10 protein-coding genes are annotated in these 14121 nt (G+C 73.1%); 6 read left to right on the top strand and 4 right to left on the bottom strand.

The features are described from left to right. Positions 1–117: 117 nt before the first annotated feature. Entirely contained in the window at positions 118–2514 is a 2397-nt protein-coding gene (gene lon, locus AB0M99_RS31555) for an endopeptidase La (protein ID WP_365926504.1), read from the bottom strand. A 141-nt stretch (positions 2515–2655) separates the two neighbouring features. Between lon and AB0M99_RS31550 the strand changes: the two genes are divergently transcribed. After that, positions 2656–3042, top strand: coding sequence for a VOC family protein (locus AB0M99_RS31550; protein WP_365926502.1), 387 nt, complete (start codon positions 2656–2658; stop codon positions 3040–3042). An 8-nt stretch (positions 3043–3050) separates the two neighbouring features. Here the strand turns inward: AB0M99_RS31550 and AB0M99_RS31545 are convergent, their stop codons facing one another. The 3 genes from AB0M99_RS31545 to AB0M99_RS31535 all read right to left on the bottom strand — a co-directional run bounded on the left by AB0M99_RS31545 (position 3051) and on the right by AB0M99_RS31535 (position 6249). Further along, on the bottom strand, positions 3051–3824 hold the full coding sequence (locus AB0M99_RS31545; RefSeq protein WP_365926500.1) for a DUF4097 family beta strand repeat-containing protein: 774 nt from the start codon (positions 3822–3824) through the stop codon (positions 3051–3053). A 65-nt stretch (positions 3825–3889) separates the two neighbouring features. Beyond that, positions 3890–4765 (bottom strand): sulfurtransferase, encoded by an 876-nt coding sequence (locus tag AB0M99_RS31540; RefSeq protein ID WP_365926498.1) that lies wholly within the window; start codon positions 4763–4765, stop codon positions 3890–3892. Positions 4766–4851: 86 nt separating this feature from the next. After that, on the bottom strand, positions 4852–6249 hold the full coding sequence (locus AB0M99_RS31535; RefSeq protein WP_365926496.1) for a glycosyltransferase family 39 protein: 1398 nt from the start codon (positions 6247–6249) through the stop codon (positions 4852–4854). Positions 6250–6286: 37 nt separating this feature from the next. Here AB0M99_RS31535 and AB0M99_RS31530 point away from each other — a divergent pair, with 37 nt between their 5' ends. The 5 genes from AB0M99_RS31530 (at position 6287) to AB0M99_RS31510 (ending at position 14093) form a co-directional block, all read left to right on the top strand. Beyond that, the gene (locus tag AB0M99_RS31530; RefSeq protein ID WP_365926546.1) at positions 6287–6838 is read left to right on the top strand and encodes a hypothetical protein; all 552 of its coding nucleotides are present in this window, start codon (positions 6287–6289) and stop codon (positions 6836–6838) included. A 2-nt stretch (positions 6839–6840) separates the two neighbouring features. Continuing rightward, complete coding sequence (locus AB0M99_RS31525) at positions 6841–7914, top strand: glycoside hydrolase family 3 N-terminal domain-containing protein (protein WP_365926542.1); 1074 nt, start codon at positions 6841–6843, stop codon at positions 7912–7914. Between the two features lie 177 nt (positions 7915–8091). Next, on the top strand, positions 8092–8832 hold the full coding sequence (locus AB0M99_RS31520; protein ID WP_365926494.1) for a response regulator transcription factor: 741 nt from the start codon (positions 8092–8094) through the stop codon (positions 8830–8832). A 68-nt stretch (positions 8833–8900) separates the two neighbouring features. Beyond that, complete coding sequence (locus AB0M99_RS31515; protein WP_365926540.1) at positions 8901–9953, top strand: HAMP domain-containing sensor histidine kinase; 1053 nt, start codon at positions 8901–8903, stop codon at positions 9951–9953. Positions 9954–10211: 258 nt separating this feature from the next. Further along, complete coding sequence (locus tag AB0M99_RS31510) at positions 10212–14093, top strand: multifunctional oxoglutarate decarboxylase/oxoglutarate dehydrogenase thiamine pyrophosphate-binding subunit/dihydrolipoyllysine-residue succinyltransferase subunit (protein ID WP_365926492.1); 3882 nt, start codon at positions 10212–10214, stop codon at positions 14091–14093. Positions 14094–14121: the final 28 nt, after the last annotated feature.

Here is a 14121-nt window from a genome sequence, read left to right as displayed (position 1 = left end):
TCCGGCCGCGTCGGCTCCCAGTATTTCGCAGCGGACGCACCACGGGCCCGGGACCCCGCCGGAGCGGGTTCCCGGGCCCAGCCGTCTCGCCCTGCCGGTCCGGCCGGTCGGGCCGGATCAGGCGGCCGTGGTGAAGGAGACCTCCTGCCGGGCGAGCGCGAGCTCCAGGACCTGGCGCACGTCCGTCACCGGGTGCACCTCCAGCCCCTCCAGCACCTCGGCCGGGACATCGTCCAGGTCGGCCTCGTTCCGCTTCGGGATGATGACGGTGGTCAGCCCGGCCCGGTGGGCGGCGAGCAGCTTCTGCTTGACGCCGCCGATCGGCAGGACGCGCCCGGTCAGCGACACCTCCCCGGTCATGGCCACGTCCGTACGGACCTGGCGCCCGGACAGCAGCGAGGCCAGCGCCGTCGTCATGGTGATGCCCGCGCTCGGCCCGTCCTTGGGGACCGCGCCCGCCGGGAAGTGGATGTGCACGCCCCGGTCCTTCAGGTCGGCCACCGGGAGCTCCAGCTCCGCGCCGTGCGAGCGCAGGAAGCTGAGCGCGATCTGCGCCGACTCCTTCATGACGTCGCCGAGCTGTCCGGTCAGCGTGAGCCCGGCCGCGCCCGTCTCGGGGTCGGCCAGCGAGGCCTCGACGAAGAGCACGTCGCCGCCCGCGCCGGTCACCGCGAGGCCGGTGGCCACGCCGGGTACGGCGGTGCGCCGCTCGGCCGGGTCCTGCGCGGACTCCGGCACGTGGTGCGGCCGGCCGATCAGCGCCCGCAGGTCGCCCGCGCCGATGCTCAGCGGCAGCTCCCGCTCGCCCAGCTCGTGCTGCGAGGCCACCTTGCGCAGCAGCCGCGCGATGGACCTCTCCAGGGTGCGCACGCCCGCCTCGCGGGTGTACTCGCCCGCCAGCTTCCTGAGCGCCTCCTCCTCCAGGACCACTTCCTCCACGCCCAGCCCGGCGCGCTCCAGTTGGCGCGGCAGCAGGTGGTCGCGGGCGATGACGACCTTCTCGTCCTCGGTGTAGCCGTCGAGGCGGACCAGCTCCATGCGGTCGGCGAGCGCCTCCGGGATGGCCTCCAGCACGTTGGCGGTGGCCAGGAAGACCACGTCGCTCAGGTCGAGCTCGACCTCCAGGTAGTGGTCGCGGAAGGTGTGGTTCTGCGCCGGGTCCAGGACCTCCAGCAGGGCTGCCGCCGGGTCTCCCCGGAAGTCGGACCCCACCTTGTCGATCTCGTCGAGCAGCACCACGGGGTTCATCGAGCCGGCTTCCTTGATGGCCCGGACGATCCGGCCCGGCAGGGCGCCGACGTACGTCCGGCGGTGGCCGCGGACCTCGGCCTCGTCCCGTACGCCGCCGAGGGCGACGCGGACGAACTTGCGGCCCATCGCGTGCGCCACGGACTCCCCGAGGGAGGTCTTGCCCACCCCGGGCGGGCCGACGAGGGCCAGCACGGCCCCGCCGCGGCGGCCGCCGACCACGCCCATCCCGCGCTCGCTGCGCCGCTTGCGGACGGCGAGGTACTCGGTGATCCGGTCCTTCACGTCGCTCAGCCCGGCGTGCTCGGCGTCGAGCACGGCGCGGGCGCCGCGGATGTCGTACTCGTCCTCGGTCCGCTCGTTCCAGGGCAGTTCGAGCACGGTGTCGAGCCAGGTGCGGATCCAGGACCCCTCGGGCGACTGGTCGCTGGCGCGCTCCAGCTTGTCGACTTCCTTGAGCGCGGCCTCCCGTACCTTCTCGGGCAGGTCGGCCGCCTCGACGCGGGCCCGGTAGTCGTCGGACTCCTCGCCGTCCTTCTCGCCGTTCAGCTCGCGCAGTTCCTTGCGGACGGCCTCCAGCTGCCGCTTGAGCAGGAATTCGCGCTGCTGCTTGTCGACGCCGTCCTGTACGTCCTTGGCGATGGACTCGGCGACGTCCTGCTCCGCGAGGTGGTCGCTGAGCGCCTTGACCGCCAGCTTGAGGCGGGCGACCGGGTCGGCGGTCTCCAGCAGCTCGACCTTCTGGGCCACGCTCAGGAACGGCGAGTACCCGGAGTTGTCGGCCAGGGCCGACACCCCCTCGATCTGCTGGACCCGGTCCACGACCTGCCAGGCTCCGCGCTTCTTGAGCCAGCTGGTGGCGAGCGCCTTGTACTCCTTGACGAGCTCGGCGACGGCCCCCGGCAGCGGGTCCGGCACGGTCTCCTCCACGGTCTCGCCCTCGACCCAGAGCGCGGCGCCCGGCCCGGTGGTCCCGGCGCCGATGCGGACCCGCCCGCGGCCCCGGATCAGCGCGCCGGGATCCCCGTCGGAGAGCCGTCCCACCTGCTCGACGGTCCCCAGCACCCCGGTGCCCGCGTACTTCCCGTCGACCCGCGGCACGAGCAGCACCCGGGGCTTCCCGCTCCCGACGGCGGCCTGGGCCGCCTCGACGGCCCCGCGCACTTCGGCGTCGGACAGGTCCAGCGGAACGACCATCCCAGGCAGCACGACCTCGTCGTCGAGCGGCAGCACGGGCAGAGTGAGCGTTACGGACGTCGAAGCCATGATCTTCCCTCCGGCAGTGAAGTTGAGCTATGCCGACTCAATGCATGTGCGCCCCCCGATGTTCCCCAACCCCCGTTCGCCCGGGGCGAACACCCCTAAGTCGGTGGACACGGGCCGCGGGCCTCGCCGATAGTGCGCCGCATGGCTTCTCTTGTACGACACCTCACTTTCGACTGCTCCGACGCCTACAACCTGGGGCAGTTCTGGGCCGGCGTCCTGGACGGCTCGCTCGACGACGAAGACTTCCCCGGGGACCCCGAGGCACTGGTCACGGCGCCCGGCACGGCCCTGCTGTTCGTCACGGTGCCCGACGGCAAGACCGTGAAGAACCGGGTGCACGTGGACCTTCAGCCCGTGGACCGGTCCCGCGACGAGGAGGTCGAGCGCGTCCTCGCCCTGGGCGCCACCGTCGTCGGCGACCACCGCAGGGCGGACGGCTCCGGCTGGGTCACCCTGGCCGACCCCGAGGGCAACGAGTTCTGCGTCGAGCGGAGCGCCGCCGAGCGCGCAGCGGCCACGACGGCCTAACCCCCCGCTCAGCCCGCCGCCGAGATGCGGACGTCGCCCGAGGTGGTCTTCGCCGAGAGGCGGGAAGCGGCCGAGGGCGTGGTGGGGAGCGTGACCTCGCGGTCGCCGGAGGTGGTGGAGACCGCGATCTCGTACGGGGCCGCCGGGACCTTCAGCGTCACGTCGCCCGAGGAGGCCTCGGCCGTCACCGACTTCGGGGCCGCGGCGAAGTCCAGGCGGGCGTCGCCCGAGGCGGAGCGTACGTCCGCGCTCGGGCCGGACAGGCCGGCGGCGGCGATCCGGCCCGAGGAGGTACGGACCTTCAGCGGGCCGGCGATGCCGTCGGCCTTCACCTCGCCGGAGTCCGAGGACAGATCGGCCGCCGCCACGCCCGTCACCGTGATGCGGCCGCTGCTGCTGTCGAGCCGGACCGCGGCTGAGGCCGGGACCTCCAGGCGGTAGTCGATGAAACAGTCGGCGGTGCCCGTACAGCCGTTGGTGAAGGTCAGCACGCCGTCGGACACCCGCTGCCCCGGCGTGGGCGCGGTGTCGCCGCGGTAGTGGACGGTACGGCGGATGGTTACGCCGGGGCCGGTGCCCGGGCGGACCTCGATGGAGCCGGCGCGGGCACCGGTGACCTCGACCGCCGTCACGGCCTCGCCGACGGTGGCGTCGGCCGTCGCGGTCTTCTTCGGGCCGCCGTCCGTGAACGAGCAGCCGGCCAGCAGGAGTCCGGCCCCGAGGGCGGCGATCGCCGTACGGACGGGGCGGGATGATGCGGCGTGAGCGGGGCGAGTGGGCATGCCCCCGATTCTGGCCGCGGCGCCGCCCCCGGCCGATGGGGGCGGTACCCGGGTACGCGGTGGGGTTAACCCCCCGTGGCCACCGGCCGGTCGGACGGCATGCCCCACTCGCTCCAGGAGCCGTCGTACACCGCCAGCCCGCCGTACCCGGCGAGGGTCGCGCCGAGGGCGAGGACGCACGCCGTCACGCCCGAGCCGCAGCTGAACAGCAGCCGGTCGCGGTCGCCGACCCCGCCGACCAGCGGCTCGAACGCCGCGCGCAGTTCCGCGGGCCGCAGCATCAGGCCGCCTTCGCTCTGGAGCTCCCCGAAGGGGAGGTTGGCCGCGCCGGGCATGTGGCCGCCGCGCAGGCCCGGCCGCGGCTCGGGAGCGGTGCCGGCGAAGCGCTCCCGGGTACGGGCGTCCAGTACGGCGGCGGCCGGGTCCGCGAGGGCTGCCGCGACGGCGGCGCCGTCCACCAGCAGCCCGGCGCGCGGGCGGGCGGTGAAGGAACCGCGCGGTCCCTCGTACGCCGGCCCGCCGGCCTCCACCTCCCGCCCGGCGGCGCGCCACGCGGGCAGTCCGCCGTCGAGGACCGCGACCCTGTCGAAGCCCATGGCGCGCAGCATCCACCAGGCGCGGGCGCTGGAGTAGACGCCGGCGCCGTCGTAGACGACCACGGTGTCGGTGTCGTCGACGCCGAGGCCGCGCATCGCCTCGGCGAACTCGGCGGCGCCGGGCATGGTGTGCGGCGCGGGGGCGTCGTGGTCGGAGAGGGCGCCGTCCAGGTCGAAGGGCCGCGCCCCCGGGATCCGGTGGTCCGCGCCGCGGTGGGCGCCGACGGAGGCGTCGAAGAGGACCAGGCCGGGTGCCCCGAGCCGCTCCGCCAGCCAGTCGCCCCCGACCAACGGCCCGGGCAGTGCGGCCTCGCGGAACACGGCGTTCTCGTACGTGAGCGACATGGACACCTCCATCAGAACCGGTCGCCCACCCAGCGGGGCGCCCCCTCATCCTCCTGCGCGGCCCGCGCGCTCCCGCCCCCGGAGGGCTACGGGCAGCCTCCCGGGCGGGCGAAGACGGCTACTCGGGCGCCCCGGGTCCCGGTCACCGAGCACAGGTCGAAGGAGGAGACCAGGGTCTGTCGTTTGACCGCCTCCGCCGGGTAGCCGTCCAGCGGCTGGCCCGCGGGGTCCAGCAGCGCCACCACCCGGTCGGCACCCAGCAGCGCCTCCCGGATCTCCTCCGGGGGCAGTTCCGTGCCCTGGAGGCTGCGGGAGGCCGCCGGGGAGCGTTCCAGCGCCACGTCGCGCAGGGACCCGTACAGCTGGGGCGAGGACAGCAGCCACTCGCGCCGCCGCGACGGCAGGAACAGCACCGCGTCCCCCGGCCGGGCCCGCTCCCGGACGGCCGCCGCCACCGCGAGCACGTCGTCCTTGCGGCTCTCCGGGGTGCGCAGCCCCACCGACCACCAGCCGAACCACGCCAGCAGCGCCGCCACGAGCAGCCACGGCAGCGGCCCGCGCGCGTCCGCGAGCCGCGCCCCGGCCAGCAGGGCGAGCCCGGCCAGGGCGTAGAGCACGTACCGGTCGACGTACCAGGGGTGGACCAGCGAGACCACGAGCAGCAGCCCCGGCGGCAGCAGCACCAGCGGCAGGGCCACCCGCCGCAGGGCCGGCGCTGCTCCCCGCGCGAGGAGCAGCGCGGCCGCCGCGGCCACCCCGTACGCGGTCCAGTCCCGCCAGCTCGGCCGCCCGAGCCAGCCCAGCTGCTGCTGCGCCTGACCCGCGCCGACCAGGGCCAGCGGCAGCACCCCGGCCACGACCGCCCCGGCGCTCCACCGCCAGCCGCGCGAGCGCCGGGCGGCGAAGGCGTGCGCGGGCAGGGCCAGTACGGCGAACTCGTGCAGCCAGCAGCCGAGCAGCAGCACCACGGCGTACGCGGCCCAGCGCTCGCGCAGCATCAGGTACGTCGCCCAGGCCACGGCCGCCGCGACGAGGGCGTACGAGCGGCCCTCCTGGGCGTACATCTGCACCGGCGGCGCCGCCGCGTAGGCGAGGCCGGCGATCAGCGCGGCCCGCTCCCCCGCCAGCCGGCGCCCGACGGCGGCCACGCCGGCCGCGGCGAGGGCGGTGGCGGCGACGGAGGGGAGCCGCAGGGCCCACAGGCCGCCGTCCGCGGCGCCGGTGTCCCAGACCGCGAAGACCCCGTGCATGAGCAGGTAGTACAGGCCGTGGACGGCGTCGACCTGGCCGAGGAGCTCCCAGAGCCCGCCGAGCGGGCGGTGCGCCGCCTGCCAGGTGACGGATTCGTCGCGCCACATGCTGCCGCCGCGCTCCAGGCCCCAGAGGCCGAGGGCGACGGCGGCGAGCGGCGGCAGCCAGCGCCAGGGGGCGATACGGCTGATGTCGGCCTCCGGGTGCTTCCGCGCGGGTGGTGCGGACTCCATACTCGGGGTTCGGACCGGCTTCCTGTGGGGGTGGGGTGTGCGAGCGTTTCGAACGGCCGTGGTCACGGCCGTGGTGCCCGTCGTACTGGTGCTGGGCGGGTGCACCTCGGAGGGGTCGGACACGCCCCCTTCCGGCGACGGCGGTGTCACCGTCAGCGCGCAGCCGACGCCCAGCGGGAGCGGCAGCCAGAGCCCGCCTCCCAGCCGGTCCGGGACGCCGGGCGCGAGCCCCACGCCCCGGGCGCCCGACCCCGACGAGACGCTCGTCCGGGTCACGCGCAGCGGCGGCTTCGCCGGGACGACCCACAGCCTGGAGATCAAGGGCGACGGCTCGTTCCTGCGGCTCGACGGGAAGGCCAGGCAGACCGGCACCGGCAAGCTGTCGGCGGCCGAACTGGAGAAGCTGCGCACCGCGCTGCGGGAGGCGGACTTCGCCCACCTGCCCCGCGTCTCCATGGGCGAGACGGTCTACGACGGGTACACGTACGCGGTGGTCCACGGCGGCTACGAGGTGGCCGCCGCCGAGGGGTCGGTACCGCCGGGCCTGTCGAAGGTGATCGCGGCACTGCCCGCGTTCGAGGCGCGCTAGGCCTGACGCGCGCGTCAGGCCGCCGGGAGCCCCGTGCCCGCCGTCGAGATCTCCCGCAGCCGCCCGTCCGCCTTCAGGGCGGCCGTCGCGGCCGGCTGCGCGCAGATGATGCCGTACTACGGCCAGCCCGTCGGCACCGACTGGGAGGGGTCGGCTTCGGCTTCAACAAGGGGGTCGTCACCGGTCTGCTGCGCGAGGAGCTCGGCTTCCAGGGCATCGTCTGCACCGACTGGGGACTGCTCAGCGACGCGGTGATCTTCGGCGAGGTGCACCCGGCGCGGGCCTGGGGCCTGGAGCACCTGAGCACCGCCGAGCGCGCGGCCCGCGCCCTGGACGCGGGCTCGGACCAGTTCGGCGGCGAGCAGTGCCCCGAGGTGGTGGTGGAGCTGGTGCGCTCGGGCCGCGTCACCGAGTCCCGCATCGACGACTCCGTACGCCGGCTGCTGCGCGAGAAGTTCACCCTCGGCCTGTTCGAGAACCCGTACGTGGATCCGGACGAGGCGGCCGAGACGGTCGGCCGGGCCGACTTCGCCGCGCTCGGCGCCGCGGCCCAGCGGCGCTCGCTCACCGTCCTGACCAACACCGGCGCCACCCTCCCGCTCACCGGCCGGCCGAAGCTGTACGTCGAGGGCGTGGACGCGGCCGTCGCCGCCGCCTACGGGCAGCCGGTGTCCGAGCCGGCCGCGGCGGACCTGGCGGTGCTGCGCCTGCGCACCCCGCACGAGCCCCGCGAGAACCTCTTCGAGTCCTTCTTCCACTCGGGTTCGCTGGCCTTCGCCGAACCGGAGCTGACGCGGATCCTGGCCCTCCTCGACGCCGTCCCCACGGTGGTCTGCATCAACCTGGAGCGCGCCGCCGTCATCCCGGAGATCGCCGAGCGCGCGGCGGCGCTGATCGCCGATTACGGCGCGAGCGACGCGGCGCTGCTGGACGTGGCCTTCGGCCGGGCCGTCGCCGAGGGCCGGCTGCCCTTCGAGCTCCCGCGCTCGATGGCGGCGGTCGAGGCCTCGCGCCCGGACGTCCCGAACGACACCGAGAACCCGGTCTTCCCGCACGGCCACGGCCTGAAGATCTGATTCCGAATACTGCGGGGCCCCTGACGGCCCCGCATATGCCGGGCGCCTTTCCCGTGGGGGGATCGGCGCCCGGCACCTTCACGCTCCGCAGTCGTCCCTGTCGGAACCACGCATAGCCGCAGGCCGGTGCCTCCTCTACGCTGCACCCCTATCACGCGGGATCTTCAGGGGCGGGACATGGAACAGACACACACCACCCACAACGGCGCCGCGGCCACCCCCGGCGCCCAGCGGCGCGTCCTCGTGGTCGAGGACGACCGCACCATCGCCGACGCCATCGCGGCCCGGCTGCGGGCCGAGGGCTTCCAGGTGCAGACGGCGTACGACGGCCCGGCCGCGGTGGCCGCGGCCGAGAGCTGGCAGCCCGAGCTGCTGGTCCTCGACGTCATGCTGCCGGGCTTCGACGGGCTGGAGGTCTGCCGCCGTGTCCAGGCCCAGCGGCCGGTCCCGGTGCTGATGCTGACCGCGCGGGACGACGAGACCGACCTGCTCGTCGGCCTCGGGGTCGGGGCCGACGACTACATGACGAAGCCGTTCTCGATGCGCGAGCTGGCCGCGCGGGTCCACGTACTGCTGCGGCGGGTGGAGCGGGCCACGCTCGCCGCGCACGCACCGCGCGGGGCCACCCTGCGCCTCGGCGACCTGGAGATCGACCACGCGCAGCGGCGGGTCCGGGTGCAGACCGAGGACGTGCACCTGACGCCGACCGAGTTCGACCTGCTGGTGTGCCTGGCGGGGACCCCGCGGGCGGTGCTCTCGCGGGAGCAGCTGCTGGCGGAGGTGTGGGACTGGGCCGACGCGTCGGGGACCCGTACCGTCGACAGCCACATCAAGGCCCTGCGCCGGAAGATCGGCGCGGAGCGGATCCGTACGGTCCACGGCGTCGGGTACGCCCTGGAGACCCCGGCGCAGGCGTGAGCACCGGGCGGCCCGACCGGGGGCGCGGCGGCAGCCGCTCCGGTGGAGCCGGTGCTCGCGCCGGAGGGCTGCGGCCCTTCTCGCCGTTCTCGATCAAGACCAAGCTGGGCACGCTCGTCGTGGTGTCGGTCTTCATCACCACGGGCCTGCTGATGGTGGCCGTGCGCACGGACACCGAGTTCCGCTTCATCACGGTGTTCTCGGTGATCGCCTCGATGCTGATCACGCAGTTCGTGGCGCACGGCCTGACCGCGCCGCTGGACGACATGACCACGGTCGCCCGTGCGATATCCCACGGGGACTACACGCGCCGGGTGCGCGGGGCGGGGCGCCGTGACGAGCTGGGCGACCTGGCCTCCACGATCAACCTGATGGCGGACGACCTGGAGGCGGTGGACCGGCACCGCAAGGAGCTCGTCGCCAACGTCTCGCACGAGCTGCGCACGCCGATCGCGGCGCTGCGGGCGGTGCTGGAGAACGTGGTGGACGGGGTCTCGGACCCCGATCCGGAGACCATGCGGACGGCCCTGAAGCAGACCGAGCGCCTCGGCCGGCTGGTGGAGACCCTGCTGGACCTGTCCCGCGTGGACAACGGGGTGGTACCGCTGCGGGCCCGCCGCTTCGAGGTGTGGCCCTACCTGTCGGGAGTGCTGAAGGAGTCCGGTCTGGCCGCCGCCGGCCGCCCGGGGCTCACCACCGGCTCGGGCGGGCACACCCGCAACGACGTGCACCTGCACCTGGACGTCTTCCCGTCCGACCTGTCTGCGTACGCGGACGCCGAGCGGCTGCACCAGGTCGTGGCCAACCTGATCGACAACGCGCTCAAGCACAGTCCCCCCCACGGCCGGGTCACCGTCCGCGCGCGGGCGGGCGACGCGCCGGGGAGCCTGGCGCTGGAGGTGCTGGACGAGGGTCCCGGGATCCCGGAGGCCGAGCGCCACCGGGTCTTCGAGCGGTTCAACCGGGGCAGCGCCCACGGCGGGGACGGGGGCACCGGACTGGGGCTGGCCATCGCCCGCTGGGCCGTCGGACTGCACGGCGGGCACATCGGAGTGGCCGAATCGTCACGGGGATGCCGCATCCTTGTCACGCTTCCGGGCAGCTCACAGGTGCCGGGTTGACGTAGGGTTCCTGTGGGAAGGACATGATCTCGGCCACACGTCCCGAGGTCCGTCAGGGGTGCGAAGCCAAGGGGGCCGCAACCACGGTGGCTCCTGCCCGAACCACGCTTGTTTCCCGCCATTCCAGGCAGTGAAACCCGCCGTTCGATGTGACCTGCACGACGGAAGTCCCGCCCGGTCTGCATCTGACGCCCGGGGAGGCGTAGCCTTTATTCCCGCTGTCCATACCTTGTGAAGCGGAAGAGGGCGGTTGCCGCCGTGTCGCCACAGTCCCCCAGTAACTCGAGCACCACGACCGAAGCAGCAGAGGGCGGGAAGAACCCCGCCTCAGGCTTCGGCGCCAATGAGTGGCTCGTCGACGAGATCTACCAGCAGTACCTCCAGGACCCGAATTCGGTCGACCGGGCCTGGTGGGACTTCTTCGCCGACTACAAGCCGGGGGGCGCTGCCGCTCCGGTGAAGGCCGAGAAGTCCGTACCCTCCGCGCCGACGACGGAGGGCGCCTCCGCACAGGCCGCCGTCTCCGCCGCCGCCGCGGCCCCCCAGGCCTCCGACGCCGCCGCCACGGGGGCGGCGAGCGCCACTGCCGCCGCGCCCTCCGCGACCGCGCCCACGCCTGTGTCAGCTCCTGCCCCTGCTCCTGCCACCCCCTCTGGTGCCCCTGCTGTGACTGTCACCTCCCAGGCCCCGGCCGCCGCACCGGCCGCCGCCGCTCCCGCTCCGTCTCCCGCCGCCCCCAAGCAGGCCGCGCCCGCCACCGAGGCCCCCGCGGGCCCCGAGCTGGTGACGCTCCGCGGCCCGGCGGCTGCCGTGGTCAAGAACATGAACGCCTCGCTGGAGGTGCCGACGGCCACGTCCGTCCGCGCCGTCCCGGTGAAGCTGCTGTTCGACAACCGCATCGTCATCAACAACCACCTGAAGCGCGCCCGGGGCGGGAAGATCTCCTTCACCCACCTCATCGGCTACGCGATGGTGCAGGCCATCAAGGCCATGCCGTCGATGAACCACTCCTTCGCGGAGAAGGACGGCAAGCCGACCCTGGTCAAGCCGGAGCACATCAACTTCGGCCTCGCGATCGACCTGGTGAAGCCCAACGGCGACCGCCAGCTCGTCGTCGCCGGCATCAAGAAGGCCGAGACCCTCAACTTCTTCGAGTTCTGGCAGGCCTACGAGGACATCGTCCGCCGGGCCCGCGTCGGCAAGCTGACGATGGACGACTTCACCGGCGTCACCGTCTCGCTGACCAACCCCGGCGGCCTGGGCACCGTCCACTCCGTGCCCCGCCTGATGCCCGGACAGTCGGTCATCATGGGCGTCGGCTCGATGGACTACCCGGCCGAGTTCCAGGGCACCTCCCAGGACACGCTGAACAAGCTGGGCATCTCCAAGGTCATGACCCTGACCTCGACCTACGACCACCGGGTCATCCAGGGCGCGGCCTCCGGCGAGTTCCTGCGCATCGTCGCGAACATGCTGCTCGGCGAGAGCGGCTTCTACGACGACGTCTTCGAGGCGCTGCGCATCCCGTACGAGCCGGTCCGCTGGCTCCGGGACATCGACGCCTCGCACGACGACGACGTCACGAAGGCCGCCCGCGTCTTCGAGCTGATCCACTCCTACCGGGTCCGCGGCCACGTCATGGCCGACACCGACCCGCTGGAGTACAAGCAGCGCAAGCACCCCGACCTCGACATCACCGAGCACGGCCTCACCCTGTGGGACCTGGAGCGCGAGTTCGCGGTCGGCGGCTTCTCCGGCAAGTCGATGATGAAGCTCCGCGACATCCTCGGCGTGCTGCGCGACTCGTACTGCCGCACCACCGGCGTCGAGTTCATGCACATCCAGGACCCGAAGCAGCGCCGCTGGATCCAGGACCGCATCGAGCGCCCGCACTCCAAGCCGGAGCGCGAGGAGCAGCTGCGCATCCTGCGCCGCCTGAACGCGGCGGAGGCCTTCGAGACCTTCCTGCAGACGAAGTACGTCGGCCAGAAGCGCTTCTCCCTGGAGGGCGGCGAGTCCGTCATCCCGCTGCTCGACGCCGTCATCGACTCGGCCGCCGAGGCCCGCCTCGAAGAGGTCGCCATCGGCATGGCCCACCGCGGCCGCCTGAACGTCCTGGCGAACATCGTCGGCAAGTCGTACGCGCAGATCTTCCGCGAGTTCGAGGGCAACCTCGACCCGAAGTCCATGCACGGCTCCGGCGACGTCAAGTACCACCTGGGCGCCGAGGGCACCTTCACGGGCCTGGACGGCGAGCAGATCAAGGTCTCGCTCGTCGCGAACCCCTCGCACCTGGAGGCGGTGGACCCGGTCCTGGAGGGCGTCGTCCGCGCCAAGCAGGACATCATCAACAAGGGCGGCACGGACTTCACCGTCCTGCCCGTCGCCCTGCACGGTGACGCGGCCTTCGCGGGCCAGGGCGTCGTCGCCGAGACGCTGAACATGTCGCAGCTGCGCGGCTACCGCACCGGCGGCACCGTCCACGTCGTGATCAACAACCAGGTCGGCTTCACCGCCGCCCCGGAGTCCTCGCGTTCCTCGATGTACGCGACCGACGTGGCCCGCATGATCGAGGCGCCGATCTTCCACGTGAACGGCGACGACCCGGAGGCCGTGGTCCGCATCGCGCGGCTCGCCTTCGAGTTCCGTCAGGCGTTCAACAAGGACGTGGTCATCGACCTCATCTGCTACCGCCGCCGCGGGCACAACGAGTCCGACAACCCGGCCTTCACGCAGCCGCTGATGTACGACCTGATCGACAAGAAGCGCTCGGTGCGCAAGCTCTACACCGAGTCCCTCATCGGTCGCGGCGACATCACGCTGGAAGAGGCCGAGCAGGCGCTCCAGGACTTCCAGGGCCAGCTGGAGAAGGTCTTCGCGGAGGTCCGCGAGGCCGCCACGCAGCCCGCGGTCGCCGCGCCGGCCCCGGTCGCCCAGGCCGACTTCCCGGTCGCGGTGAACACCGCGGTCTCCCCGGAGGTCGTCAAGCGGATCGCCGAGTCCCAGGTCAACATCCCCGACGGGGTCACCGTCCACCCGCGTCTGCTGCCGCAGCTGCAGCGCCGCGCGGCGATGATCGACGAGGGCACCATCGACTGGGGCATGGGCGAGACCCTGGCCTTCGGCTCGCTGCTGATGGAGGGCACCCCGGTCCGGCTGTCCGGCCAGGACTCCCGCCGCGGCACCTTCGGCCAGCGCCACGCGGTCCTCATCGACCGGGAGACCGGCGAGGACTACACCCCGCTGCTGTACCTGTCGGACGACCAGGCCCGGTACAACGTCTACGACTCGCTGCTCTCCGAGTACGCGGCCATGGGCTTCGAGTACGGCTACTCGCTGGCCCGCCCGGAGTCGCTGGTCCTCTGGGAGGCCCAGTTCGGTGACTTCGTCAACGGCGCGCAGACCGTCGTCGACGAGTTCATCTCCTCGGCCGAGCAGAAGTGGGGCCAGACCTCCGGCGTCACGCTGCTGCTGCCGCACGGCTACGAGGGCCAGGGCCCGGACCACTCGTCCGCGCGTCCCGAGCGCTTCCTGCAGCTCTGCGCGCAGAACAACATGACGGTGGCCATGCCCACCCTGCCGTCGAACTACTTCCACCTGCTGCGCTGGCAGGTCCACAACCCGCACCACAAGCCGCTCATCGTCTTCACCCCGAAGTCGATGCTGCGTCTGAAGGCGGCGGCGTCGAAGGCCGAGGAGTTCACGAGCGGTTCGTTCCGCCCGGTCATCGGCGACTCCACGGTGGACCCGAACGCGGTCCGCAAGGTCGTCTTCTGCGCCGGCAAGGTCTACTACGACCTGGAGGCCGAGCGGGAGAAGCGCGGCATCACGGACACGGCGATCATCCGCATCGAGCGGCTGTACCCGCTGCCGGGTGCGGAGCTCCAGGCGGAGATCGCCAAGTTCCCGAACGCGGCGAAGTACATCTGGGCGCAGGAGGAGCCGGCGAACCAGGGTGCGTGGCCGTTCATCGCGCTGAACCTGATCGACCACCTCGACCTGGCGGTCGGCGCGGACATCCCGGCGGGCGAGCGCCTGCGGCGCATCTCGCGCCCGCACGGCTCGTCCCCGGCGGTGGGTTCCGCGAAGCGCCACCAGGCGGAGCAGCAGCTCCTGCTGAACGAGGTCTTCGAGGCCTGAGCCCCGTGACCACCGGAAGGCCCGGCAC

The sequence above is a fragment of the Streptomyces sp. NPDC051183 genome, assembly GCF_040682455.1.
Lineage (GTDB): Bacteria > Actinomycetota > Actinomycetes > Streptomycetales > Streptomycetaceae > Streptomyces.
The sequence above is the reverse complement of the archived record's forward strand: the minus strand, read 5'-3'. Positions and strand labels throughout refer to the sequence as shown.